Below are 25,887 nucleotides of genomic sequence, written 5' to 3' on the forward strand. Positions count from 1 at the left end.
CGTAAGCGCTCAGTGTGATTGCCGGTATCGTTCGTGTCAACGATGATTCTTGATAGAGAATTAAATATTCTCTATAGAGAATTCACATGCAGCGGCGGCCTCGCTCGAGCGGCTCGACGAGGCGCTGCGCATATGTCGACGAAGATGCGGCCTGCGCGTTCAGGTGGCGCCGGAGCCGCACAACCGCAGCCGGTGCTAAAGTGCGACCCCGACGTGTCCCCTACTGGGCCGAGACCGAGATGAAGAAGAAGCAGCGACCGACGACCACCACCGACAGCCAGCACCAGAAGCGCGTTGGCGCGACCTTGAGGACGATGCAGGTCCTGGAGCACTTCGCGGGCAACCCGCATCCCATGAGCGCCGCCGAGCTGACACGCGCGACCGATCAGAACCCGAGCACCGCCTTCAATATCCTGCGCACCTTGGTGAGCGAGGGCTACCTGCAGCATCTGGCCGGAAGTAAGCTGTACATGCGCGGCCCCGCTCTATATCGGCTGGCGCGCAAGTTCGCCGACGCGCCGCACATCCCGCAGGCTGCGGCGCCGTTGCTGCAGGAGCTGGCGAGCAAATACGACGTCTCCGTGTCGCTGTGGCGGCGGGAAGCGGCGCACTACATGATGTTGCTCATGCTGGCGGAAGGGTCGGGGGCGATCCGCCTCCACATGACGACGGGCATCAAGGTCCCGCTCCTGCAGGGCAGCATGGGACGGATCATGGCGCTCGAGGCGGGACTGCCGGACGAGGAGCGCCATCGCCTCTTCAGCGCGTTGCCGTTGGCGCGCCCGATATCGTACCGCACGTTCCTTGGCCAGGCGCGGCTCGCAAGGGAACAGGGTTGGAGCCAGGACGACGGCAACTGGCACGAGGCGGTCGCGTCGCTGTCGGCACCCGTTCGTATTGCAGATGCCCCTGTCGAGTATCTGTGCACGGTGGCCATGTTCCGGCAGCAGCATGCCGGCGCTGCGCGGCTGGCGCTGGCTGGCGATCTTCTGAACTTGGCGAGCCGGGTCGCCCCGCTGATAAACCCAGCCTGCTGATGGATGCGGGTTCCACTCAGCGCCGTCGTGAAATCGGCACGTCGCTTTTTGGACTCCTTGTCGCCGGACGCGGCGGCGCTTACATGGGCCGGAAGTTCGCGTTCATGGCTGCGGCCGGGCCGCGTCGCTCCAGCGACGCTCATGGTCGGCGGCGCGGCATGCGGGGTGTGGGAATGAAGAGCGCCGCCGGAGCGGCGCGGCCCGGCCGAAACGAGCCGCCGCCCGGACTTCCTGTCGTTGTCGTCGTTCTTGTCACGCGTTTTTCGCCGGCAGCTTGCTTCCGAAAATACGGCGAAGGGGCTTTGCGCCCATCGCGCGGGCGCCGCGGCCGGGTTCGGGTCGCCCCCAAGTCATTGTCAGCGTTGACGAATCGGTCCTTCCGCGCTTCGCGCTCTTGCCGCAGGCCGGTTCGGCGCACGTGTCCGCTATTTCCGCGCAGGGCAGAGGTCTGGTTCTCGCCGTGGCGGGCTGGTTATAGTACCGGGTAACGTCGCGCTCGAATGCCCGGTCAACGGGCACGCATGGGACCGGAAATGCCGAGGGGAAGCGATGATGAATGACGTGAGGTACATGGCCCCGAGCACGCTCGACGAGGCCGCGGGCGCGTTGGCGGCCGCCAACGGTGCCGGTCGGATATTGGCTGGCGGCACCGACCTGCTGGTGCAGATGCGCGCCGGCGTCGTCTCACCTGGCGTGATCATCGACGTGAAGAAGATCGCGGAGATGACCACGATCGAGGCGGTCGGTGGCGGCTTTCGCATCGGCGCGGCGGTGTCGGGCGCGGTGGTCGGCGAGCATGCTGCGCTGCGCCAGGCGTGGCCAGGCGTGGTCGAGGCGATCAACCTGATCGGCTCCAAGCAGATCCAGGGCCGCGCCTCGGCCGGCGGCAATCTCTGCAACGCCTCGCCGGCCGCCGACAGCGTGCCGGCGCTGGTGGCCGCCGCGGCCACCGTCACCATCCATGGTCCGAAGGGCCGCCGTGAGGTGCCAGTTGAGAAGATCCATGCCGGGCCGGGGCGCACGACGCTGGAGCGCGGCGAGATCGTGGTCAGCTTCACCCTGCCACCGCGAGCACCGGGTTCCGCCGACGCCTATCTGCGGCTGATCCCGCGCACCGAGATGGACATCGCCGTCGTCGGCTGCGGCGTCAACCTGACCGTGCAGGGTGGCACCTGCACCAGCGCCCGCGTCGGGCTGGGGGCGGTCGCGCCCACGGTGCTGCTGGTCGAGGATGCCGCCCAGGCGCTGATCGGCTCGCGGCTGGACGACAAGGCGCTCGATGCCGCGGCGGCGGCCTGCCGCGCCGTCTGCAAGCCCATCAACGACAAGCGCGGCACCATCGCGTACCGCACCAAGATCGCCGGCGTGCTGCTCAAGCGTGCCACCGCCATCGCCCTCGAGCGCGCCGGGAGGCACTGACCATGGCCAAGACCCACGTCTCCACCACCATCAACGGCGAGCCCGTCGAGTTCCTGTGCGACCCGACGCAGTCCCTGCTCGACGTGCTGCGCGACAATCTCGGGCTCACCGGCAGCAAGGAAGGCTGCGGCTCGGGCGATTGCGGCGCCTGCAGCGTCACGCTCGACAACCGCCTGGTCTGCAGCTGCCTGATCCTGGCCCCCGAGGCCGAGGGGCACAGCATCCGCACCATCGAAGGCATGGCGCAGGGCGACCAGCTGCATCCCCTGCAGCAGAAGTTCGTCGAGCTGGCGGCCCTGCAATGCGGCATCTGCACGCCGGGCTTCCTGGTCGCCTCCAAGGCGCTGCTCGACCGCAATCCCGACCCGACCGAAACCGAAATCCGCTATTGGCTGGCCGGCAATCTCTGTCGCTGCACGGGCTACGACAAGATCATCCGCGCCGTCATGGAAGTGGCTGCCGACATGAGGGAGGCCGCGCGATGAGCAACGGATCGTATAAATGGATCGGCACGCGGCCCAACCGGCCCGACGGCGCCGACAAGGTCACGGGCCGCGCCCGCTTTGGTGCCGACTTCAACATGCCGGGCCAGCTGATCGGCAAGGTGCTGCGCAGCCCGCATGCGCATGCGCGGATCCGCTCGATCGACACGTCGGCGGCCGCGGCGCTGCCGGGCGTCAAGGCGGTGGTGACGGCGCAGGATTTCCCGGACCAGCCCAACGTCGTCGTCCCGACCGGCGAGATGCAGGTCAACCTGCGCGACGTCACGCGCAACGTGATGGCGCGCGAGAAGGCGCTCTATGAGGGCCACGCCGTGGCGGCGGTGGCGGCGACGACCGAAGCCGTGGCGCGCCAGGCGCTGGCGCTGATCAAGGTCGACTACGAGGTGCTGCCGCACGTCATCGACGTCGAGGCGGCGATGAAGGACGATGCGCCCGTCCTGCACGACCACCTGATCACCGAAGGCGTGAAGCCGGCGCCGGACAAGGCGTCGAACATCGCCAAGCGCATGGACAACGTGAAGGGCGATGTCGAGGCCGGGTTCCGCCAGGCCGAGGTGGTGATCGAGCGCCGCTATGCCACGCAGCCGGTGCACCAGGGCTATATCGAGCCGCACGCGACCCTGGCCAGCGCCGCCGAGGACGGCCAGGTGCAGATCTGGTCGACGACGCAGGGGCACTTCCAGGTGCGCGGCTTCTGCAGCCGCCTGCTGGGCGTCGAGGCGTCGCAGATCCGCGTCACGCCGTCGGAGATCGGCGGCGGCTTCGGCGGCAAGACCGTGGTCTATCTCGAGCCGGTCGCGATGCGCCTGTCGCAGAAGACCGGCAAGCCGGTGAAGATGGTGATGAGCCGCGAGGAGGTGTTCCGCGCCTCCGGCCCGGCGCCCGGCGGCACCGTCGCGGTGAAGATCGGCGCCAGGCGCGACGGCCGCATCGTCGCTGCCGAGTGCACCGTGGCGCTGCAGGCCGGCGCCTTCCCGGGCTCGCCCCTGGGCCCGGCCTGCTGGACCAGCTTCGCCTGCTACGACATCGACAACATCAAGGTGGTCGGCTTCGATGTCGTGAGCAACCGGCCCAAGGTGGCGGCCTATCGCGCGCCCGGGGCGCCGATCTCCGCCTGGGCTGTCGAGTCGACGCTCGACATCCTGGCCCAGGAGCTGGGCATGGACCCGATCGACCTGCGGCTGAAGAATGCCGCGAAGAAGGGCACCAAGACCAGCTACGGCCCGACCTTCGACACCATCGGCTTTGTCGAGACGCTCGAAGCGGTGAAGAGCTCGGCCCATTACAGGAGCCCGGTGAAGCCGGGCATGGCGCGCGGCGTCGCCGCCGGCTTCTGGTTCAATGTCGGCGCCGATTCGAGCGCCGCCGCGCACGTCGCCGAGGACGGCACGGTGACGGTGATCTCGGGCAACCCTGACATCGGCGGCTCGCGCGCGTCGCTCGCCCTGATGGCGGCCGAAGAGCTGGGCGTCGACTACGACAAGGTGCGCCCGGTGATCGCCGACACCAGCTCGATCGGCTTCAACTTCGTGACCGGCGGCAGCCGCGTCACCTTCGCGACCGGGCTGGCCGTGGTCAACTCGGTCAAGGACATGATCCGCGAGCTGAAGGTGCGCGCCGCCAAGACCTGGAAGGTCGATCCCGAGGCGGTGGTGTGGGAGAACGGCCATGCCCGGCCGGCCGGCAGCAATGTCGGCGAGTTCGAGCCGCTGTCGCTGGCCGACCTGGCGGCGAGCGCCGGCCGCACCGGCGGACCGATCAACGGCCACGCGCAGCTCAACGCCCAGGGCGCCGGCCCCGGCTTCGGCGTGCATGTCGTGGACCTCGCGGTCGACCGCGACACCGGCATTGTCACGATCGATCGCTATACCGCGGCACAGGACGTCGGCACCGCGATCCATCCGAGCTATGTCGAAGGCCAGCTGCAGGGCGGCGTCGTGCAGGGCGTCGGCTGGGCGCTGAACGAGGAGTACATCTACAACGCCAAGGGCAAGCTCGATAACCCGGGCTTCCTCGACTACCGCATGCCGGTGGCCTCCGACCTGCCGATGATCGAGACCATCCTGGTCGAGGTGCCCAACCCGCACCATCCCTATGGCGTGCGCGGCGTCGGCGAGGTGCCGATCGTGCCGCCGCTCGCCGCCGTCGGCAACGCCGTCGCCCGCGCCACGGGCGTGCGCATGACCGACCTGCCGATGTCGCCGCCACGCCTGTCGGCCGCGCTCGACGCCGCCACACCGCGGATGGCGGCGGAGTAGAAGCAATCGCCTCTCCCCGCGGGAGCGGGGAGAGGTGTCAAGGTTGGCATCGTCTTCGCATAGCTTCGCATGGCGTAGCGTCGGCGTCGTTGGCTCGGGAGATCGTGTTGGGGCAATCGGATCGGGGACGGGTCGCGGTCGACGGCTTGATCAGGCATTTCGGATCGGTGCGGGCGGTCGACGGCGTGTCGCTGGCGGCCGAGAGCGGCGAGTTCCTGGCCCTGCTGGGGCCCAGCGGCTCGGGCAAGAGCACGATCCTGATGTGCATCGCGGGCTTCGAGACGCCGGATGCCGGCCGCGTCACGGTCGGCGACCGCGATGTCACGGCGATCCCGCCGCAGCGGCGCGAGCTGGGCATGGTGTTCCAGCGCTACACGCTCTTCCCCCACATGAGCGTGCTCGACAACATCGCCTTCCCGCTCAAGATGCGCGGCGTGGCGCGGGCCGAGCGCGAGGCCCGGGCGCGCGAGGCGCTGGCCACGGTGCGGCTCACGGAGTACGGCGCGCGCATGCCGGCGCAGCTGTCCGGCGGCCAGCAGCAGCGCGTGGCGCTGGCGCGTGCCATCGTCTACCGCCCGCCGGTCCTGCTGATGGACGAGCCGCTCTCGGCGCTCGACAAGGCGCTGCGCGAGGAGATGCAGCTGGAGATCAAGCACCTGCAGCGCGAGCTGGGTGTCACGGTCGTGTTCGTGACCCATGACCAGACCGAGGCGCTGACCATGGCCGACCGCATCGCGGTGCTGGACCACGGCCGCCTGTGCCAGGTCGGCACGCCGCGCGACCTCTATGAGGCGCCGCAGGACCCGTTCGTCGCCCGCTTCATCGGCGAGACCAACATGCTCGACGGCCGCGCCCTGGGTGATGCCGCTTCGGGTGGCCGCATCGGCGTGCGGCTGCCCGGCGATGTCGTGGTCGAGGCCACCGCGATGGCGCCGCTGGCCCGCGACGCCGCCGTCGTGATCGCCGTGCGGCCCGAGCGCCTGCGTGCCGGCGGCGATGGCCCGGTCAAGGGGCGCATGAAGGAGGCGATCTACGCCGGCGTCGCCACCACCTATGTGCTGGAGATGCCGGGCGGCGCCACGGTCCGCCTGCGCTCCGCGACCGGCGCCAACGCCTTCGACCTGGCCGACGGCGGCACCGTGTCGCTCGCCTGGTCCCCCGAGGACGCCCGCGCCTTCCCGGCAGCCCCATGAACGCCATCACCTCCGCGCGCCACCTCAGCGCCACCGCGACGGCCGCGCTGCTGACGCCTTTCCTGGCGCTGCTGGCGATCGCCTTCCTGCTGCCGCTGGGCGTGCTGCTCTACGAAAGCCTGTTCGTGCCGGCGCCCACAGTGCAGCACTACGCCAAGGTGTTCGACGATCCGGTCTATGTCCGCGTGCTGTGGCGCACGCTGCGCATCTCGGCCATCGTCACCGTGGCCACGCTGGTGCTGGCCTATCCCCTGGCGCTGGTGATGACCCGCAGCAGGGGCGCGGTGCTGGCGCTGCTGGTGGCCTGCGTGCTGCTGCCGCTATGGACCAGCGTGCTGGTGCGCACCTACGCCTGGACGGTGATCCTGCAGCGCAACGGCATCGTGAACCAGCTGCTGCAGGAGCTGGGCTGGACCAGCGGCCCGGTGCGCCTGCTCTACACCGAAGGCGCCGTCGCGCTGGCCATGGCCCATGTGCTGCTGCCGTTCATGGTGCTGCCGATCTGGGCGGCGCTGCGCAACATCCCGGACGACTATGCGCGCGCGGCGGCGATGCTGGGCGCCTCGCCGCTGCGCATCTTCGTCGAGATCGTGTGGCCGCTCTCCCGGCCGGGCGTGGCCAGCGGCTGCCTCATGGTGTTCCTGCTCAGCATGGGCTTCTTCGTCACCCCCGCGCTGATCGGCGGGCCGCAGCAGATGATGATGGCGACGCTGGTGTCGCAGCAGGTGCGCGAGCTGCTGAACTGGCCCTTCGCCGGCGCCCTGGTGGGCTGCCTGCTGGTGGTGACCCTGGGCCTGGTGCTGGCCTTCAACCGCACCCTGGGGCTCGACCGCTTCGTGGGCAGCCGATGACCGCCGGCCGCTTCGTCCTGCATGCCGCCGCCTGGGCGGTGGTGGTGTTCCTGATGGTGCCCACCCTGGTCGTCGTGCCGATGTCGTTCGGGCCCGCCGAGCACCTGCAGTTCCCGCCCAATGGCTTCACCCTGCGCTGGTACGGCGACTATTTCGCCGATCCGGACTGGATGTCGGCGACCTGGTTCAGCGTGCGCGCCGGCATCATCGCCGCGGTCGGCGCCACCGTGGTGGGCACGATGACGGCGCTGGCGCTGGTGCGTGGCCGCGTCATCGGGCGGCGCATCCTGGACCTGCTGATCGTGGGCCCGATCGTGGTGCCGCATATCGCGCTCGCTGTGGCGCTGTTCCTGGTCTTCGACAGGCTGCGGCTGAACGGCACATTGGTCGGCTTCGCCATCGCCCACACCGTGCTGGCGGCGCCGTTCGCCATCTTCTCGGTCCTGGCGGCGCTCTACCGCTTCGATGCCGACCTCGAGATGGCGGCGCTGTCCTGCGGCGCCAGCCGCCTGCGCGCCTTCTGGCATGTCACCCTGCCGCTGATCCTGCCGGGCGTGCTGAGCGGCGCCATGTTCGCCTTCATCATCTCCTTCGACGAGGCGGTGATCTCGTTCTTCATTTCCGACATCGACGGCAAGTCGCTGCCGCGCAAGCTGTTCGAGGACATCGACTACAATCTCACCCCGGTGGTGGCGGCGGTGGCGTCGCTGCTGAGCGTCGTGTCGATCGCCGTGCTGGTCGGCGGCCACGTCGTGGGCCGCATCACGGCGCGCCGCCGGGCGGGGTGAGGGTAGCCATGTCGAGCGCCCAAACCCGTCATCCCGAGCGCAGCGAGGGATCTCCCGCGAACAGCGCACCGTGCGTCTGGCCGCGGGAGATCCCTCGCTGCGCTCGGGATGACGGCATGGAATGACATCAGGAACAGGAGGATCGGGGCATGAAGCGCAGGACATTCATCGCATCGGGGGTGGGCGCCGCCGCCGGCGCCACGCTGCTGGGCGGCCCGGTGGCCGCCCAGTCCAAGGAGGTCATCATCGCGACGACCGCCGGGCTGATGGAGCGCTCGCTGCAGGAGCACTTCTACCGCCGCTTCGAGAAGGAGCAGGGCATCCGCGTGCGCTCGGTGCCGATCGAGCTGCCCGACCAGTGGGCGCGCGCCGTGGCGGCCGGGCGCTCAGGCGGCCCGGCGCCGTTCGACATTGTCACCGCGACGCCCCCTGACCTGATCCAGCACAAGGACATCCTGCTCCCGATCGACTGCGCCAAGCAGGAGACCATCACCAAGAACGCGCTGCCCAACTCGTGCTTCCCCAACGGCCTGATGCGCACCGGCGGCGGCATGGTGATGCTGTGGAACGGCAAGAACTTCCCTGCCGGCAAGGAGCCGCAATCCTGGGCCGACTTCTTCGATATCGCGAAGTTCCCCGGCCCGCGCACGCTGCCCGATACGGGCGACCGCGAATGGTGGGTGCCGGTGATGGCGCTGCTGGCCGACGGCGTGCCGGCCGACAAGCTGTTCCCGCTCGACCTCGACCGCGCCTACCGCAAGCTCGATGCGCTCAAGCCGTCGGTGGCGGCATGGTGGAAGAGCGGCGACAATTCCATGCAGATCCTGCGCGGCGGCGAGGCTGTGATGGCCATGGTCTATTCCAGCCGCGCCGTGCCACTCACCAAGAACGAGGGTTTCAACTTCACCTGGAACCAGGCGATCCGCGACGTCGGCAACTGGGCCATCCTGAAGAACGCGCCCAACGCGGCCAATGCGCTTGCTTTCCTGAACTTCTTCACGACCACGCCTGAAGAGCACGTGCCGTTCAGCGCCAAGGTCAGCTTCGACAGCAACAACGCGGCCGCCGCCAACCTGATCCCGCCCGGGGAGCGGCGCTTCCGCCCGTCCTGGCCCGACAACTGGTCCAAGCTCGTGGTCGCCGACTACGAATGGATCGCCGCCCACCGCGCCGCCATGCGCGAACGCTGGATCAGCTGGCTGACACGCTGACCCGCTCCCTTCTCCCCGCGCAGGCGCAGCGGTGACATCTTCCCTCCCCACGCAGTGGGGAGGTGCCCCGAAGGGGCGGAGGGGAGCCGACGTGGTGTTTGCCACTGAGAGAGACCGCGTCGGCTCCCCCTCCGGCCTTCGGCCACCTCCCCCAACTGCGTTGGGGGAGGGTTCACCCGCAGACGAAAAGATGTGTCCTCTCCGTCGCGCCTGCGCGTGAGAAGGCGCATCAACCCTGGGCGCGCCGATACCGTGCCGCCGGGTGGTCGTCGCGCAGCCGGGCGCGGCCGGGGCCGTAGAGCTTCTCGCGCAGGGTGCCGGGGGCGTAGTCGTGCTTGAAGACGCCGCGCTCCTGCAGCACCGGCACCACCAGGTCGGCGATGTCGGCGAAGGTCTCGGGCGTGACGGCGTAGGCGAGGTTGAAGCCGTCGACATCGGTCGTCGCCACCCAGTCCTGCAGGGCGTCGGCGACCTCGGTGCCGGAGCCCACGACCACCGGCCCGCGGCCGCCGATCGCGGCGTGGCGGGCGATGTCGCGCGGCGTCCAGACGCGGTCGGGATCGGCGTTGGTGGTGAAGGATTCGAGCGCCGAGATCATGGCGTCGGTATGCGCGGCGGGCACCGGCTTGTCGGGATCGAGCCGCGAGAAGTCGACGCCGGTCCAGCCCGACATCAGGGTCAGCGCCGCCTCCTCGTCGACATGCCGGCGGTAGTCGGCCAGCTTGTCCTGAGCTTCGGCGGTGGTGCGGCCGGTGATGACCGTCATCATGGTGAAGATCAGCATCTCGGCCGGGTCGCGGCCGGCCGCCTGGGCGCGGCGGCGGATGTCGGCGACGATGCTCCCGATCACCCGCGGCGACGGGCCGTTGATGAAGACGCACTCGGCATGTTCGGCGGCGAACTGGCGCCCGCGGCTGGAGGCGCCGGCCTGGTAGAGCACCGGCGTGCGCTGCGGCGAGGGCTCGCACAGATGGATGGCGCTGGAGCGGAAGTAAGGCCCCTCATGCGTCACGCGGTGGATGCGGGCCGGATCGGCGAAGCGCCGCCCGGCGCGGTCGCGCAGCACGGCGCCGTCCTCCCAGCTGCCTTCCCAGAGCGGGTACACCACCTTCAGGTAGTCCTCGGCGATGTCGTAGCGGGTGTCGTGGTCCTCCATCGCCGTCATGCCCATGCCGCGGGCGGCGCTTTCGAGGTAGCCGGTGACGATGTTCCAGCCGATGCGCCCGTTGGTGAGATGGTCCAGCGTGCTCATGCGCCGCGCGAAAGGGTAGGGATGCTCGTACGACAGCGCGCAGGTGACGCCGAAGCCCAGGTGGCGCGTGGCGCAGGCCATGGCCGGGATGACCATCAGCGGATCGTTCACCGGCACCTGGACGGCCCGTTCCAGCGCCGTCTGCGGCCCGCCGCGATAGACGTCGTAGATCCCCAGCACGTCGGCCAGGAACAGGGCGTCGAACCTGCCGCGTTCCAGGATCGCCGCCAGCTCGAGCCAGTAGTCGAACGTGTTGTAGCGGTCGGCCTTGTCGCGCGGATGCGTCCACAGTCCGGGTGACTGGTGCACGACGCAGTTCATGTCGAAGGCATTGAGGCGGATCTGCTTGGGCATGTCGGTCAGGCGCGCGAGGGCTGATGGTGCGGCGGCGATGATAGAGCAGCCCGCCGTCCGGCACGACCGGAACGTCACCCTTGACCACCGCCAAACCCCTCGTCATCCCGAGCGCAACCCCTCCGTCATCCCGAGCGCAGCGAGGGATCTCCTGCGGCAAGGCGCACGGTGCGCTATTCGCGGGAGATCCCTCGCTGCGCTCGGGATGACAACAAATGCATGCCATAGCCCTGAACTTTCCTCCCTGAAGAGCCGGCGTAGCCGGCTGCGCGAAGGATGGGCTACAGTCCCGTCCGATCGAGGCGGCTGCTGGAGGTTGAACGATGGCGATCGCGGAGTACGAGAAGCTGGATGCGATGGCGCTCAGCGCCCTGATCGCCAGGCGCGAGGTCTCCGCATCGGAGGTCCTCGATGAAGCCATCGCGCGGGCCGAGAAGCACAACCCCGCGATCAACGCCATCACCATCCCGCTCTATGACCTGGGGCGGCAGGCCGCGGCGGCGCCGTTGCCGGCGGGCCCGCTGGCCGGCGCGCCGTTCCTGCTGAAGGACCTCGGCTCGCTGCTCGCGGGCACGCGGTCGACCGGCTCGAGCAAGCTGTTCGCCGATTTCGTGGCGCCGCACGACGCCACCATCGTGGCGCGCTACCGTGCCGCCGGTCTCGTCACCTTCGGCAAGTCGGCGTCGCCCGAGATGGGGCTGGCGCCCTCGACCGAGCCGGCGATGTTCGGTCCCTGCCGCAACCCGTGGAACCTGGGCTACAGCAGCGGCGGCTCGTCCGGCGGGTCCGCCGCGGCCGTGGCCGCCCGCATCCTGCCGATGGCGCACGCCACCGACGGCGGCGGATCGATCCGCATTCCCGCCTCGGCCTGCGGCCTGTTCGGCATGAAGCCCACCCGGGCGCGCAACCCCAGCGGGCCCGACGTCGGCGAAGGCTGGGGCGGCCAGGCGGTAGGCCATTGCGTCAGCATCAGCGTGCACGACAGCGCCGCCCTGCTCGATGCCTCTGCCGGCCCCGATATCGGCGATCCCTATTGGGCGCCACCGCCCGTCGGCAAATTCCTCGACGAGGTCGGCCGCGATCCCGGCAAGCTGCGCATCGCGCTGTGCGTGGAGCCGTGGAACGGCGAGCCCGTCGATGCGGAATGCCGCCGGGCCACGGAGGACGCCGCGAAGCTCTGCGAGTCGCTGGGCCATGCCGTGACGATCGCGCGGCCGACATTCGACGTCGAGGCCTTCCGTGAGGCCACGCGTGTGGTGATCGCGGCCAACGTCTACGCCACGCTCGCCGCGCGCGCCAAGGCGATCGGCAAGACGCTGGAGGCAACCGACGCCGAGCCGCTGACCTGGTCGCTGGCCGAGCTCGGCATCAGGTACACCGCCGCCGACTACGCCGCCGCGATGACCGTCATCCATCGCGTCGGCCGCGTCGTGGCGCGGTTCTTCACGCAGCACGACATCCTGCTGACGCCGACCATGTGCTCGCCGCCCTGGCCGCTGGGCGTGCTGTCGCTGTCGAGCCAGGATACCGATGCCTATCTCGTGGCGGTGAACCGCTCGATCGGCTTCACGTCGCTGTTCAACGCCGCCGGCAATCCGGCGATGACCGTGCCGCTGCACTGGACCGCATCAGGCCTGCCGGTCGGCGTGCAGTTCGTGGCGCCCTTCGGCGACGAAGCCAGCCTCTTCCGCCTCGCCGCGCAGCTCGAGCAGGCCAGGCCGTGGAAGGACAAGCGCCCACCGATGATCGGGTAGGTTGCTGATCCTCTTTCCTCCCCAGCGAAGCTGGGGAGGTGCCCCGAAGGGGCGGAGGGGAGCCGACGTGGTCCATGTAACCAAGACTACGTCGGCTCCCCCTCCGGCCTTCGGCCACCTCCCCCAGCAGAGCTGGGGGAGGTCGCCATCACCGTCACGCGAACGAGAAGCCGATGGTGCGGCAGTGATAGAACAGCCCGCCATCCTGCACGATCAGGAACGTCGCCAGCCGGTCGCCATCGTTGTGGTGCGAATGCGCCGCGGTCGGCGGCGTGATCATGGTGGCAAAGGGCTGCCAGTCGACACGCGTGCCGTCGATCATCGAATGGCAGCGCGTGCCCTCGATCGGCAGCGTCACCGCCACCGAGTTGTGCCGGTGGCTGCGCTGCGCCTTGCCTGGCTCCATCGAGTTCAGCGCCAGGGTCATCGACGGCGTGAGGCTCAGCATTGTCTCGAACGGCCCGACCGCGAACACGACCACCTTGCCGGACGCATCTGCCGTGTCGGGGGTGGCGCGCACCGCGTCGAGGTGGCGGCGGATCTCGGCGGCGGGGAAATGCACCGCCTCGAGCCGCGATTGATCGGCCGCCGGCGGCTCGAGATGGTGGAACGCCACCTCGGGCTCGTTGCTGACGACCCAGAGCACGGCATCGTGCGTGGCGCGGTGGCTGCTCTCGGCGCCGCCGGGGAGGCAGAAGATGTCGCCTTCGCCCCAGCCGATCCGGTCGGTTCGGTTCGTCGTCTCGCCGGCGCCGCGGATGACGTAGCAGATAGCGGCCGTCGCCCGCAGCCGCAGCGCCAGGCGTTCGCCGGCGCGGATGCGAAGGTAGCGAGCCAGCAGCAGCGGCGTCGTGGCCGGCACCGGCGCCGCGAGCCGGTCGGCGATGTCGAGCGCGATGGCGCCGGTCGGCGTGTCGGCCGCCAGCGCGCGGTCACGCTCGGCGATGAACGTGGCCGCCGGCACCGGCGGCAGCTTGTCACGGAAGCTGTTGGTCGGCGTGAGGTAGCGACCGCGTGCTGACGCAATGGATGCCGGCATGGCCCGATCCTCCGGTTGCCGGCATCACTGTGGCCCTGGCGCCGCCTCAGGGCAACGGCGCCGGGTCCAGGAAGCGGCGCACCACGTTCTCCATCAGGCGCGACACGTTGTTGTCGTAGCGGTTGTGCGAGAGCGCCGTGACCCAGGCGATCGAGCCGGTCGAGAACACGCCGCCGCCCTGGGCGGTGGGGAAGTAGACCAGGTCGGCGCGCACGCGCGCGTTCTGCTCGCCGTCCAGCCCGCGATGGAAGGTGCGGAACTCTTCCGGCGCGGGCATGCCGCCATAACCGATGCGGTCGGCGCTGGCCACCAGCAGCATGCCGGGCGGCGAGCCCAGCGACGGATCGGCACGGTCGATCTCCAGCCCGGCGGCGCCGCCGTTGCGGGCGCCGAAATTGCCGATCATCTCGTCGGCGCCGATGCCTTCGAACATCCAGGCGGCGCGTGGGTCGTGGCTGGCCGGCAGCCGGCGGTAGCCGGCCGAGCGGTCGAACACCTGGGCGTCGAAGCCGACGCCGACCAGGCGCTGCGGCGCCCGCCCGTTGCTGCGCCACAGGCCGCCGGCCTCGCCGGTGAAGGCCAGGTGCGCCTCGCCGGCCTCGCCTTCCCAGGTGCGCACGCCGGTCACGTCGCGCCGCACCTCGATCACGTTGGCAAGATCGCGGTGGAAGGCGATGCGCCAGTAGAAGCCGTTGCCGCCCAGATACATGTGGCGGCCGCCGGCGCGCTGGTAGGAGTCGAGCGCGTCCCACATCTCGCGCGAATAGTATTCGGGGTGCGACAGCGTCATGACGCAGCGATAGGGCCGCAGCGCCGCCAGGCCCTCGCGATGCAGGTCCTCATCGGTCACGACGTCGTAGTCGATGCCCTTCTCCTCGAGCCAGTCGATCAGGTGCGTGTCGTTGCCGTAGTTGAACGTGTTGCACCGCGGCCGCATGTTCAGGATCGGCCGCCGGCTGCCGCTCACGCGCCAGCCGCTGCCGTCGGCATGGGTGTCGTAGGTCGACAGGCCGACCTCGCGATGCGCCTGCAGGTACAGGTCGTCGCGCGACAGCACCATCAGCCCCTCGAGCATGGACTCGGCATGCACCTGGTCCATGCGCAGCGCGCCGTTGGCGTAGGCGAGATAGGTCGCGATCGGCACCACGATCGCCAGCTTCGCCGCCGGCCGGGCGCGCGGCGAGCGCACGAAGAAGCCGACATAGCTCTCGACCGGATCGCCGTCGGCCGGTGTCGCCGCCAGCCGCACGGCGTAGTATCCGGCCGGCCAGTCTGTGGGCACGTCGAGCGTGAAGTCGGCCGACCAGCCGCAATCGGCCATGTCGTCTGCGCAGAAATGGATGGCGCCGTAATGCGCCGGCAGCGCGCGCCAGTCGTTGGCCGTGCCGTCCCAGTTGGCGCCGGTGACACCGCGCGCCGGCACCTGCACCAGCCGGCCGTGCAGGCGGTGGGCGGAGCGGTCCTGCACCGTGAGGCCGGGGATGTCGATCGAGAAATCCCACGCCGCCAGGAGGTCCGGATCGCCCGGCGCCGGGTTGATCCGCTCGCACTGGGCGCGCATGGCGCCGGGCTCGAGCGTCGCGCGACAGAGCCGTGGCCGGTCGATCTTGCCGTCGAAATGCGCCGCCGTGCGCGGCGCATCCAGCGCCTCGCCGGTGCAGCGCGCGGCGATCACCAGCGGCACGTCCTGCGGCCAGGCGAGGCCGGCACCGCCCTTGGCGAGGCCATGGGAGGAGCGGTCGCGGCCGGCCTGCGGATCGAGGCTGATCTGGTGCACGGCCAGCTGGCCAGTGGCTGCATCGTAGCTGCCGCACACGAACAGCCATTCCCGCGCCAGGACCGGCCGGGCGCTGCGCGCGCTGGCGACGGCGCCGGTGCCGTCGCCGACCGCCAGCTCGAGATGACCGCTGGCATCCAGCCCCAGCCGCCAGCCAGCCTGGCGGTCGTCGCGCCAGCGCGACAGGATCGTCTGTGCCGCCGTGCCCGGCAGGGTCGGCCACAGGAAGCAGCCGACGGTGAAGCTCGCCAGGTCGCGCAATGCGGGCCGGTCGGCGATGACGGCGCACGAGCCTGTGCGGATCGGCTGGTGGCTCACGGCGCGCGGTCCGTTGACCGGGCTCGCCATGGGTACCAGCTTCAGGCCGGGTCCGGCCGGGTCGGGATCGCCGCAGCGCACGCGCACCACGGTCACGTCGACCTTCTGCAGGCTGTCGCTGGAGAGATGGAATGCCACCTGGCCGCCGGGCTCGACCGCCAGCGGCGCGGCGTAGCCGAGGATGGACGTCGTATCGATGCCACCTAGACGCATGTCAGTCCTCGATCGCCTGGCCGGTCAGCGCTTCCCAGCGCAGCTTGAAGACATCCCACTCGGCCGCGGCCAGCGACTCGTAGGTCTTGTTGCGCATCAACTCGACTGGCGCGCCGCGCACGCCCGGCAGCCGCCCCAGCACCCAGCGCTTGCCGGGCTCCACCGTGACCAGCACATAGCGGCCGCCCGGCGACTCCCAGCGCAGGCGGTGCAGCACCATCTGCAGCTCGCGGCTATGCGGGCCCTTGGGCGCGCGGCGGAACTCCTCGACCAGGTCGCGCCGCGAAGCGTCGATCGGATAATGGGCCGAATCGGGATCGTTGTTCAGCATGCGCGCGCCTGTCGCCTCGTCGCGATTGTCGTCAAGCACGCATCCTAGGAAATCGCGCACATCGACGCACCGTCCAATCGCGGCAAGCATCCACGGCGCAAACGCAACGGCTCGACTCTTGACGTGCGGGCGGGCAGTCTCGTCATCCCGAGCGCTTGTGACCTGATTCTTCCCCCGGAGGGGTCGGGCGATCGCATAATGGTCCTCCTGTCATCCCGAGCGCAGCGAGGGATCTCCTGCGGCAAGACGCACCGTGCGCCATTCGCGGGAGATCCCTCGCTGCGCTCGGGATGACGGAAAGGGCACCAGCGCGGCGTCGCGCCATATGCGAATCGCCCTGCCCTCCGGAGGAGGGATCCAACTCATAAGCGCTCGGGATGACGGATCAGAACGCAGGCCTTCCTACCCGCCGCCCGCCAGGTGCTGGCGGCCGGCGCGCAGGATGCGGTTCGACAGGTCCTCGTCGTCGACCAGCCGGGCCATCGTCAGGCAGCCGACCATGCCGGCCACGATCGCCAGCGCGCGGTCTTCAGCCTCGGCCGAGGGCAGCCCGGTCAGCTGGCGGCGCACGGTCGCCACCAGCGAAAGATATCCCTCGGTCATCGCGGCCCGGACATCGCCGTCGCCGCGCGCCGCCTCGCTGCCGATCGCGGCCAGGGAGCAGCCCTTCTCCGGCGTGTCCCGGTGCAGCTTGTTGAGGTATCGGCGCAGCACCGTCTCCAGGCCGCGGCCCTCGGGCGCCTTGTCCGCCGCGGCCGCGATCTGCCCGGTGGTCTCGCCCAGCGCCTCGCGGCAGGCTTCGGCGGCGAGCGCGTCCTTGGAGGCGAAGTGGCGGTAGAAGCCGCCATGGGTGAGGTCGGACCTGGCCATCAGCTCGGCGATGCCGACGCCGGCGATGCCATGGGTGCGGAATTCGCGGGCCGCGGTCTCGATGATCCTGCGCCGCGTTTCCGCCGTCTCTTCCTTCGACCGCCTCATCGGAGTTCCTGCCCCCGTTGGTTCCTGTCATCCCGAGCGCAGCGAGGGATCTCCCGCGAACGGCGCACGGTGCGTCATGCCGCAGGAGATCCCTCGCTGCGCTCGGGATGACAGAGAGCCGCCTGCTGGATCGCAGCCCAAATCCTATGCGGCGTTAGCGGCATGTCCAGATGCGTGATGCCGAAAGGCGCCAGCGCATCCAGTACCGCATGCACGATGGTCGGCGGCGCGCCGATCGTCCCGCTTTCGCCGATTCCCTTCACGCCCAGCGGATTGGTCGGCGAGGGCGTCTGCTGGAAGCTGGATCGGATCGGCGGCAGCACGTCGGCACGCGGCACGGCGTAGTCGAGCAGCGAGCCGGTCAGCAGCTGCCCGTTGTCGTCGTAGTGCACGCCTTCGTAGAGCGCCTGGCCGATGCCTTGCACGACGCCGCCGTGGATCTGGCCCTCGGCCAGCAGCGGGTTGATGATCGTGCCGGCGTCATCGACGGCGACATAGTCGAGGATCTCGACAAGACCCGTGTCGGGGTCGACCTCGACATAGGCCATGTGCACGCCCGAGGGTGCCCCCAGGCCGGTCGGGTCATAGAACAGCGTCTCGTCCAGTCCGGGCTCGAGGCCGGCGGGCAGGGCGTGGCCGACATAGGCCATGCGCACCACGGCAGCGAACGTGACGGGCGCGATGTCGGTTCCCGGCACGGTGAAGCGGCCGGCGTCGTAGGCCACGTCCTTCTCGTCGACCTCCATCATGTTGGCCGCGATCCGGGTGGCCTTGGCGACGATGCGTCCTGCGCACACCTTCACGCTCGATCCGCCCACGGCCATCGATCGGGAATTGAACGTGCCGTGCCCGGCCTGGACCTGGCGGGTGTCGCCCTGGACCACGGCGATATGGTCGACCGGCAGCTGCAGCGCATCGGCGGCGATCTGCGCCAGCACGGTGGCATGCCCGTGGCCCTGGCTCATCGAGCCCGAGAACAGCGTCACCTTGCCGCCCGAGTCGACGTTGAGGCGGGCGCTTTCCCAGCCGCCGCGGTCGAACCCGATCATGCCCAGGCGCCGCGACGGCCCCATGCCGCACATCTCGGTATAGGCCGCGACGCCGATGCCGCGATAGCGGCCGTCGGCGCGCAGCCGGCTCTGCTCGGCGCGGCGCGATGCGTAGTCGAACATGGCCAGCGCCGTGTCGAGGCAGCCCTGGTAGTTGCCGCTGTCGTAGAACACGCCCTTGCTGCCGTATGGCCGATACGGAAATTCCGAGGGCTGCACGAAGTTGAGGCGGCGCACCTCGACCGGGTCGAGGCCGAGGTGCCGGGCGGCAGCTTCGATGGCGCGCTCGGCGATGTAGGCGCCTTCCGGGCGGCCATAGCCGCGATACGCGTCGACCGGCACGGTGTTGGTGACGATCACCTTGGCGATGGCCTCGTAGTTGTCGATCCGGTAGGTGCCGGTGCCGAAATTCACGGTGTTCACCGTCGGTCCGCCGGACGCCATGTTCGAGAGGTAGGCGCCGACATTGCCCAGGGTCTCGACCTTGAGCCCGAGGATGCGGCCGTCATTGCGGATCGCGACCTCGACGTGCTCGGTGTGTGCCCGACCATGGCTGGTCGCCTGGTGGCTCTCCGACCGCGATTCCCACCATTTAACCGGCGTCCCAAGCTGCAGCGCCAGCCAGGCGCAGAGCAGCTCCTCGGGATAGAGGTGCATCTTGGCGCCGAAGCCGCCGCCGATATCCGGCGCGACCACGCGCAGCAGATGCTCCGGGATGCCGACCGTCTCGGCGATCCAGCGCCGGTGCATATGCGGCACCTGGCTGCCCATGTAGACCGTGAGCGTGCCGTCGTCGTCCGGCGTGGCCAGGATGGCGCGTGTCTCCATGCAGGTCGGGATCAGCCGGTTGTTGACCAGCCGCAGGCGCAGGACGTGATCCGCCTGGCTTGCCGCCGCGGCATAGTCGCCGCCGCCGACCTTGTACCGTGTCGTGATGTTGTTGCGCACATTGGCGTGCAGCTGCGGCGCGCCGTCGGCGATCGCTGCTTCCTCGTCGACCACGGCAGGCAGCGGATCATAGCGCACGTCGATCCGCTCGAGCGCGTCATGGGCGGCCTCGCGGCTCTGCGCCACGGCCAGGGCGACGCATTCGCCCACGAAGCGCACCCTGTCCAGCGCCACGACCGGGCGGTCCGGCACTGACGTGCCGGGCAACACCCAGTTCGGCTTGATCGAGCCCAGCTTGCCCGCGAGATCCGCGCCCGACAGGACCAGCCGCACGCCGGCGACCGAACGGGCTGCCGAGGTGTCCACCGCGGTGATCACCGCGTGGGCGTGCGGCGATCGCAGGATCGCCAGATGCAGCATGTCCGGCAGGCGGATGTCGTCGACATACCGCCCCTTGCCGATCAGCAGCCGGCGGTCCTCGCGCCGCCGCAGCCTCTGGCCGATATAGCGCTCGGCCGGTCTCGCTTCTGACATCTGGCCACCAGTTTAGATGACTATGATCATCTTTATAGATGATTATGATCATCTAAATCAAGTGCGAAGGCACCATCCATGAAGCGCCCTCAACCGGTCATGAGGCAAACGACGGTGCGGCCGCTGCGGCTGTCGCGCATCATGCGCGCCGCCGGGAGGTGCCGATGAGCCAGCTGCGCATTTTTTCCTACCTGCCCAACCCACGCATATGGAAGGCGACCATCGCGGCGCGGCTGTGCGGCGTCACTATCGACGTGCGGGGTGCGGCGCCGGGCACGCTGCAGGACTGGCTGTGGGACTTCGACGCCCATCCCTTGTCCGAGGCCGAGCGGCAGGACCCGGCCCTGCAGCGCAGCGGCCGGACCGGCTTCAAGAGCCGCCTCTACAAGACCCCGGCCTTTCTGGAGGCGCATCCTTTCGGCACCGTGCCGGCGGCGTTCAGCCCCGACGGGGCGGTGGGCATCTTCGAGTCCAACAGCATCATGCGCGCCGTGGCCCGGCTGGGGGCCGATGCCTATCCGCTCTACGGCCATGATGCCTATATGGCGGCGCGCGTCGACAGCTTCCTCGACGTCAGCCTGGTCTTCGCACGCGATTCGCAGATCTACCTGCTGTCGCTGCGCGATGCCGTGACGCCCGAGATTCATGCCCGCACGCGCGATGCGTTCGTCACCTATATCGCCGGCATCGAGCAGGCGTTGATGCCGGCGCGGCAATTCCTGGTCGGCGACGGCATCACCCTGGCCGACATCTGCTTCGTGGCCGAGCTCAGCCTGTTCGCCAACGAGAAGCCGCGTGCCAAGGCGCTGGCCGGGCAAGGGTTGGCGCCCATCCTGCATGACGGCCTCGATGCCGACTATCCGCGCGCCATGGCCTACTACGCCAGGCTGTGCGCCCATCCCGCCTTCGCGCCCGATGTCGGCCCGTACCTGGACAAGATCGCCAAGGCTGCGGCCGAACACACCTCGCCCCGCGAGAGCGGGGAGAGGGAGGGGCCCGCCGCGCGCAGCGCGGTGGGAGGGTGAGGGGTACGAGCGAAAAAGCTCCATGCCAGCGACGGAGTCCGATCGTTGCTACCCCTTGTATCTGGACGGGCGGAAAGGGACGTGATGAGAAAGGAACGGCGCGAGGGCCGGTGGCCACCGGCCCTCGCGCTCGGCGGACGGCGCCCGCTACCCCTCAGGCTACAACCGTAGGTGAGCTTTGGGACCGCCGCCGTTGTCGCGCACGACCGAACAGTCGCTTGGCTTCCAACCGCACGCGCAAGGCAGGTTACCGTGACGAAGTTGATTTGTGGAGTAGATGTCGCCAGCAAGACGCTGGATGCCCGCGTCGGCCGCGATGGCCCGATGCTGCACGTCGGCCGGACGGCCGAAGGGATCGACCAGCTGGCTGCCTTCTGCCGCCAGCATGGTGTCGAGCTGGTCGTCATGGAGGCGACCGGTGGGTACGAGAAGCTGCCGTTCGCCCTGCTGTGGGCCGCCGGCATCGCCTGTGCCATCGTCAACCCGCGCGCGGTACGCCGCTTCGCCGAAGCCATGGGGGTCCTCGAGAAGACCGACCGCATCGATACCGGCGTCATCGCCTGGTATGCCGAGGTCAAGCGCATCGTCGGCCAGCCGCCGGCCAGCCAGACACAGCAGCGGCTGCGGGCTTGTGTCGATCGCCTGCGCCAGCTCACCGACCTGCAGACCATGCAGACCAACCAGCGCCGGCTGGTCGAGGACCAGGGCGTGCTGGCCACGGCCAGCGAGCTCCTCGCCCTGCTGCGCCGACAGATCCGGCACTTCGAATGCGAGATCGCCCGCCTGCTCGGCGACGACCCGCTGTGGGCCGCGCTCGACCGCGCCTTCCGCACCATCAAAGGCGTTGCCGACCGCACCGTCGCTCGCCTCCTGGCCGAGGTGCCGGAGATCGGCACCATCTCCAACAAGGCCGTCAGCAAGCTGGTCGGCCTCGCCCCCCTGGCCCGCGACAGCGGCAAGCACAAGGGTGCGCGCTCCATCCACGGCGGCTGCGCCAACGTGCGCGCGATCCTCTTCGTCGTGACCCAATGCGTCCGCAAGCACGATCCGGACTTCGCCGCCTTCCACCGGAAGTTGAAAGACGCCGGCAAGCCTGCCAAGGTCATCCGCATCGCCCTTGCCCACAAGCTTCTCGTCCGCCTCAACGCCAAGGCCCGCGATGTTCGCGCCGAATTCGCCAATCCCGCTTGACAAGCCAGACAGTCGCTCACCTTCCCATCGCTGACGCGATGGGCCCCTTCCTCTCCCCGCTGCCGCGGGGAGAGGAGATTCGGCTGGCGCGATATGCGGTCGCCATGGCGTAGGACGCGGCGATTACGACTCAGCGCGCCGCGACCGCAGCTTGATCCGGCCGGTGCGCGCCAGCAGGGCGGCGTGCAGGTCGGGGCCGGCGGCGAGGAAGCTGGGCTGCTGCGGCGCCTCGTTGTTGTAGGCCAGCGCCTTGCCGTCATGGGAGGTCACCCTGCCGCCGGCCTCGCGCACGATCAGGTCGGCGGCGGCCAGGTCCCAATCGTTCTTGGTGTTGAGGCCCATGGCGGCATCGGCGCCGCCGCTGGCCACCAGGGCCAGGCGATAGGCGACCGAATCGCGCTGTATGATCTCCATGTCGGGCCAGGGATCCTGCCAGGCCGGATGCTTGAACATCGGCCCGTAGGCGGCCATGCGGCAGCCGGCGATCTCCTGGCGGCCGCTGACCCGGATCGGCGTTCCGTTCAGGCGCGCACCCTGGTGGGCGACCGCCTCGAAGAACTCGTCCGTTGCCGGGTTGAACAGGGCGGCCGCGACCGGCATGCCATCCTCGACCAGCGCCACGGCGTGACAGAAATGCGGCGTGCCCGCCACGAAGGCACGCGTGCCGTCGATCGGGTCGACCACCCAGACCCGGCCGCGCGTCAGCCGCGCCGTGTCGTCCTCGGTCTCTTCCGACAGCCAGCCATAGTCTGGACGCCCCGTGCACAGGCGCTGGCGCAGATGGCGGTCGACCATGATGTCGGCCTCGCTCACCGGCGTGCCGCCAACCTTCTCCCAGACCGAAAGCTCGGTGCGGTAGAACCGCAGCGCCAGGGCGCCGGCCTCGCGCACCGCCGCGACCATCAGGGCAACATCGTCGGCAAGGTCGGTCATGCCTTGGATGGCCCGAGCAGCTTGGCCTTGGCCGCCGAAAGGATCTCGTCGCGCAGCCCGGTGTCGGTGGCGGTGCGCGCCAGCACCACGGCGCCGACCAGCGTGGCCAGCGACAGGATCGCCCGCTCGCGCGCCGCGGTGCCGTTCCTGTCGCCCAGCCGGTCGGCAAGGGCATCGATGGAGCCTTCGAGCGCCTGGGAGAAGGCCGACTTGACCAGCGCGCTCTCGCGCGGCACGTCGCCGCTCAGCGCGGCATAAGGGCAGCCATTGCCGCGATCGCGCACGTGCTTGGGGTCGAGATAGGCCTCGACATAGGCGCGCCAGTCGGTGTTTGCCTTGACGGCTTCGGCCGTGCGGCGGGACGTGCGCGTGATCGCCTCGGCGCAGAGCGCCTGCTTGGAAGCGAAATGCGTGTAGAAGGCGCCGTGCGTGAGGCCGGCGGCGGCCGTGATCTCGGCGATACCCACCTTGTCGAAGCCCTTCTCCCGGAACAGGCGGCTGGCCGCCCGGACCAGGGCGTCGCGGTGCTTGGCGCTGGTCTCCTTCGAAACTTTCATCCCTCACCTCGCATGGCGACGCACGCCGCCTCGGACGGCGCCGGGGGCTTGACTATATTCATGATGATCATCATGATAACCATAATCATGATGGCTATCATGATAACGCAGCGTGGCGCCAACCTCAATCGTCGACCCCCATCCAGGAGACGCGCATGGCCCGCCAGATCGAATTCTATTTCGATTTTCCAAGCCCATACAGCTATCTCGCCACCACGCAATTCCCCGCCCTCATGTCGGCGACCGGGGCCGAGATCGTCTACCGGCCGTTCCGCATCCTCGAGCTGATGAAGATGGTGGGCAACCGGCCGACCACCATCGAGTGCAAGAACAAGGGCAAGTATGCCGGCCTCGATATCGGCCGCTGGGCGGCGCGCTACAAGGTGCCGTTCCAGCGCAACCCGGGCCTGCGCAGCATGGATTTCGCGCAGCTGGGGCGCGGCGCGCTGGTCGCGATCGAAGCGGGACGCGGCGGCGACTATGTCGGCGCCGTCTATCGCGCCCTGTGGGCGGGCGATGCCGATATCGCCGACCGGCCGGCGCTGGCCGCCGTCCTCGACCGCGCCGGCTTCGACGGCGAGGCCCTGCTGAAGCAAGCCGATGCGCCGGACTATGTCGGCCGGCTCGACCAGGCGACCGAGGCTGCGGCCGGGCGCGGCGTGTTCGGCTCGCCCACGTTCTTCGTCGGCGACCAGATGTTCTTCGGCAACGACCGGCTCGATTTCGTGACCGACGCCGCCAAGGCGGCAGTCTGAGGAGGATGCCATGGCTGATCCGATCTGTGTCGTCACGGGCGTGGGGCCGGGCACCGGCACGGCGCTGGCACGGCGCTTCGCCAAGGGCGGCTATCGCGTCGCCATGCTGGCGCGAAACGAGAAGCGGCTGGCGGAGCTGGAGCAGACCCTGCCCGGCTCGAAGGCCTATGCCTGCGACGTGTCCGACCCGGCGCAGATCGACGCCAGCATCACCGCGATCGAACGTGATCTCGGCACGCCCTCGGTGTTGATCCACAACGCCGTCGGCGGCGCCTTCGGCTCGTTCCTGGACATCGAGCCGGAGATCCTGAACCGCAACTTCCAGGTCAACACCATGGGCCTGCTGTACCTCGCGCGTCGCCTGGCGCCGGCGATGGTGCGCGCCGGCAAGGGCGCCATCATGGTGACCGGCAACACGTCGGCGCTGCGCGGCCGGGCGAATTTCGCCGGCTTCGCGCCTACCAAGGCGGCGCAGCGCATCCTGGCCGAGGCCATGGCGCGCGATCTGGGGCCCAAGGGCATCCATGTCGCCTACCTGGTGATCGATGCGGTGATCGACGTCGCCTGGGCGCGCCAGCGCTACAAGGACAAGCCGGACGACTTCTTCATCCAGCCGGCGGCGATCGCCGAGGAGATCTGGCACGTGGCGCACCAGGACCGCTGCGCCTGGTCGTTCAATGTCGAGGTGCGGCCCTACGGCGAGACGTGGTGAGCGTCAGAAGGAACGAAAGACATGTCGAATCCTGCCCCTGTCCTCGTGACGCAGGACGGTCCGGTGCTGACCATCACCATGAATCGTCCGGAAAAGAAGAACGCGCTCACCCATGCCATGTACGGCGCCATGGCCGACGCGCTGAAGCGCGCCGCGGACGACCCGGCCATCCGGGTGGTTGTCATCACCGGGGCGGGCGATGCCTTCACCGCGGGCAACGATCTGGGCGACTTCCTGAATGCGCCGCCGCATGACGGCGAGGCTCCGGTGTTCCGCTTCCTGGCGGCGCTGTCGACGGCCGAGAAGCCGGTCGTCGCAGCGGTCAACGGCCTGGCGGTGGGCATCGGCACCACCATGCTGCTGCATTGCGACCTCGTCTATGCTGCCCGCGCGGCAAGCTTCACCGCGCCGTTCGTCAATCTGGCGCTGGTGCCCGAGGCGGCGTCCTCGCTGCTGCTGCCGCGCCGCATCGGCCATGCCAAGGCGGCCGAGCTGTTCCTGCTCGGCGGTCGCATGGACGCCGCGCAGGCCGAGGCGATGGGGCTGGTGACAGCGGTGTTCGACAGCCAGGTGCTCGCGGCCGAAGCGGCCTCGCGGGCCCAGGCGCTGGCCGCCAAGGCGCCGGGCGCGGTGCGCGCCACCAAGGCGTTGATGAAGCGCGGCGAGGAGCCGGTTGCCGAGCGCATGCGCGCGGAGGGCGTGCTCTTCGCAGCGCAGCTCAAATCGCCCGAGCTGCGCGAGGCGATCACCGCCTTCACCGAGAAGCGCGCGCCGGATTTCAGCAAGGTGAGCTCATGACCTTCTCCCCGCGAAAGCGGGGAGAAGGTGCCCCGAAGGGGCGGATGAGGGGCTTCGCGGTCGTACGGATGTTGAGGGGAAGCGGACGAGAGGCGACCCTTCGGTACCGGCGCAATCTGCATCAGGACCGCTGAGCCCCTCATCCGGCCGCCGCGCGCAGCGTCCACCT

22 protein-coding genes are annotated in these 25,887 nt (G+C 69.5%); 14 read left to right on the plus strand and 8 right to left on the minus strand.

Annotated elements, in window-relative coordinates; genetic code table 11:
- Window positions 1–86 precede the first annotated feature (86 nt).
- The 8 genes from FHP25_RS14050 (at window position 87) to FHP25_RS14085 (ending at window position 9,260) form a co-directional block, all read left to right on the plus strand.
- A complete protein-coding gene (locus FHP25_RS14050; RefSeq protein WP_147847570.1) occupies window positions 87–1,037 on the plus strand; it encodes an IclR family transcriptional regulator in 951 nt (316 codons plus the stop codon).
- Between the two features lie 561 nt (window positions 1,038–1,598).
- On the plus strand, window positions 1,599–2,456 hold the full coding sequence (locus tag FHP25_RS14055; protein WP_147847679.1) for an FAD binding domain-containing protein: 858 nt from the start codon (window positions 1,599–1,601) through the stop codon (window positions 2,454–2,456).
- 2 nt (window positions 2,457–2,458) lie between these two features.
- Entirely contained in the window at window positions 2,459–2,941 is a 483-nt protein-coding gene (locus FHP25_RS14060; protein ID WP_147847571.1) for a (2Fe-2S)-binding protein, read from the plus strand.
- Window positions 2,938–5,217, plus strand: a complete 2,280-nt coding sequence (locus FHP25_RS14065) for a xanthine dehydrogenase family protein molybdopterin-binding subunit (protein ID WP_147847572.1) — start codon at window positions 2,938–2,940, stop codon at window positions 5,215–5,217. The genes FHP25_RS14060 and FHP25_RS14065 overlap by 4 nt, the downstream gene beginning before the upstream one ends.
- Window positions 5,218–5,324: 107 nt before the next feature.
- A complete protein-coding gene (locus tag FHP25_RS14070) occupies window positions 5,325–6,410 on the plus strand; it encodes an ABC transporter ATP-binding protein (RefSeq protein WP_218578373.1) in 1,086 nt (361 codons plus the stop codon).
- Window positions 6,407–7,261: an ABC transporter permease gene (locus tag FHP25_RS14075; RefSeq protein ID WP_147847574.1), complete on the plus strand. Its 855-nt coding sequence runs from the start codon at window positions 6,407–6,409 to the stop codon at window positions 7,259–7,261. The genes FHP25_RS14070 and FHP25_RS14075 overlap by 4 nt, the downstream gene beginning before the upstream one ends.
- Window positions 7,258–8,049, plus strand: a complete 792-nt coding sequence (locus tag FHP25_RS14080) for an ABC transporter permease (protein ID WP_147847575.1) — start codon at window positions 7,258–7,260, stop codon at window positions 8,047–8,049. Before FHP25_RS14075 ends, FHP25_RS14080 begins: the two co-directional genes overlap by 4 nt.
- Window positions 8,050–8,198: 149 nt before the next feature.
- Window positions 8,199–9,260, plus strand: coding sequence for an extracellular solute-binding protein (locus tag FHP25_RS14085; protein ID WP_147847576.1), 1,062 nt, complete (start codon window positions 8,199–8,201; stop codon window positions 9,258–9,260).
- A 229-nt stretch (window positions 9,261–9,489) separates the two neighbouring features.
- On the opposite strand, the gene FHP25_RS14090 is transcribed toward FHP25_RS14085, so the two are convergent.
- The gene (locus FHP25_RS14090; RefSeq protein ID WP_147847577.1) at window positions 9,490–10,866 is read right to left on the minus strand and encodes an LLM class flavin-dependent oxidoreductase; all 1,377 of its coding nucleotides are present in this window, start codon (window positions 10,864–10,866) and stop codon (window positions 9,490–9,492) included.
- A gap of 323 nt (window positions 10,867–11,189) precedes the next feature.
- Between FHP25_RS14090 and FHP25_RS14095 the strand changes: the two genes are divergently transcribed.
- A complete protein-coding gene (locus tag FHP25_RS14095) occupies window positions 11,190–12,620 on the plus strand; it encodes an amidase (protein WP_147847578.1) in 1,431 nt (476 codons plus the stop codon).
- 154 nt (window positions 12,621–12,774) lie between these two features.
- Here the strand turns inward: FHP25_RS14095 and FHP25_RS14100 are convergent, their stop codons facing one another.
- From FHP25_RS14100 to FHP25_RS14120, 5 genes are all read right to left on the minus strand, one after another.
- A complete protein-coding gene (locus FHP25_RS14100; RefSeq protein WP_147847579.1) occupies window positions 12,775–13,659 on the minus strand; it encodes a cupin domain-containing protein in 885 nt (294 codons plus the stop codon).
- Window positions 13,660–13,705: 46 nt separating this feature from the next.
- The gene (locus FHP25_RS14105; RefSeq protein WP_147847580.1) at window positions 13,706–15,967 is read right to left on the minus strand and encodes a N,N-dimethylformamidase beta subunit family domain-containing protein; all 2,262 of its coding nucleotides are present in this window, start codon (window positions 15,965–15,967) and stop codon (window positions 13,706–13,708) included.
- A gap of 1 nt (window position 15,968) precedes the next feature.
- Window positions 15,969–16,337, minus strand: coding sequence for a hypothetical protein (locus tag FHP25_RS14110; RefSeq protein WP_231712322.1), 369 nt, complete (start codon window positions 16,335–16,337; stop codon window positions 15,969–15,971).
- Between the two features lie 363 nt (window positions 16,338–16,700).
- On the minus strand, window positions 16,701–17,276 hold the full coding sequence (locus FHP25_RS14115) for a TetR/AcrR family transcriptional regulator (protein WP_147847581.1): 576 nt from the start codon (window positions 17,274–17,276) through the stop codon (window positions 16,701–16,703).
- Between the two features lie 74 nt (window positions 17,277–17,350).
- Entirely contained in the window at window positions 17,351–19,747 is a 2,397-nt protein-coding gene (locus FHP25_RS14120; protein ID WP_147847582.1) for a xanthine dehydrogenase family protein molybdopterin-binding subunit, read from the minus strand.
- 164 nt (window positions 19,748–19,911) lie between these two features.
- Between FHP25_RS14120 and FHP25_RS14125 the strand changes: the two genes are divergently transcribed.
- Together FHP25_RS14125 and FHP25_RS14130 are read left to right on the plus strand one after the other, a co-directional pair.
- Window positions 19,912–20,772, plus strand: coding sequence for a glutathione S-transferase family protein (locus FHP25_RS14125; RefSeq protein WP_147847583.1), 861 nt, complete (start codon window positions 19,912–19,914; stop codon window positions 20,770–20,772).
- 252 nt (window positions 20,773–21,024) lie between these two features.
- Window positions 21,025–21,963 carry an IS110 family RNA-guided transposase gene (locus FHP25_RS14130; RefSeq protein ID WP_147847584.1) on the plus strand — a complete coding sequence of 313 codons (939 nt, stop codon included), beginning with the start codon at window positions 21,025–21,027 and terminating at the stop codon, window positions 21,961–21,963.
- A gap of 123 nt (window positions 21,964–22,086) precedes the next feature.
- Here the strand turns inward: FHP25_RS14130 and FHP25_RS14135 are convergent, their stop codons facing one another.
- Window positions 22,087–22,896, minus strand: a complete 810-nt coding sequence (locus FHP25_RS14135; RefSeq protein WP_147847585.1) for an inositol monophosphatase family protein — start codon at window positions 22,894–22,896, stop codon at window positions 22,087–22,089.
- Entirely contained in the window at window positions 22,893–23,453 is a 561-nt protein-coding gene (locus tag FHP25_RS14140) for a TetR/AcrR family transcriptional regulator (RefSeq protein WP_147847586.1), read from the minus strand. Before FHP25_RS14140 ends, FHP25_RS14135 begins: the two co-directional genes overlap by 4 nt.
- Window positions 23,454–23,608: 155 nt before the next feature.
- Here FHP25_RS14140 and FHP25_RS14145 point away from each other — a divergent pair, with 155 nt between their 5' ends.
- Genes FHP25_RS14145 through FHP25_RS14155 form a run of 3 tightly spaced genes read left to right on the plus strand, consistent with a single transcriptional unit; the run spans window position 23,609 to window position 25,718 of the window.
- Window positions 23,609–24,208: a 2-hydroxychromene-2-carboxylate isomerase gene (locus FHP25_RS14145; RefSeq protein WP_147847587.1), complete on the plus strand. Its 600-nt coding sequence runs from the start codon at window positions 23,609–23,611 to the stop codon at window positions 24,206–24,208.
- A 10-nt stretch (window positions 24,209–24,218) separates the two neighbouring features.
- On the plus strand, window positions 24,219–24,920 hold the full coding sequence (locus tag FHP25_RS14150; protein ID WP_147847588.1) for an SDR family NAD(P)-dependent oxidoreductase: 702 nt from the start codon (window positions 24,219–24,221) through the stop codon (window positions 24,918–24,920).
- A 21-nt stretch (window positions 24,921–24,941) separates the two neighbouring features.
- Complete coding sequence (locus tag FHP25_RS14155; RefSeq protein WP_147847589.1) at window positions 24,942–25,718, plus strand: enoyl-CoA hydratase; 777 nt, start codon at window positions 24,942–24,944, stop codon at window positions 25,716–25,718.
- Window positions 25,719–25,887: the final 169 nt, after the last annotated feature.

Origin of the sequence: Vineibacter terrae, from assembly GCF_008039615.1 — a bacterium.
Taxonomy (GTDB): Bacteria; Pseudomonadota; Alphaproteobacteria; order Reyranellales; family Reyranellaceae; genus Vineibacter; species Vineibacter terrae.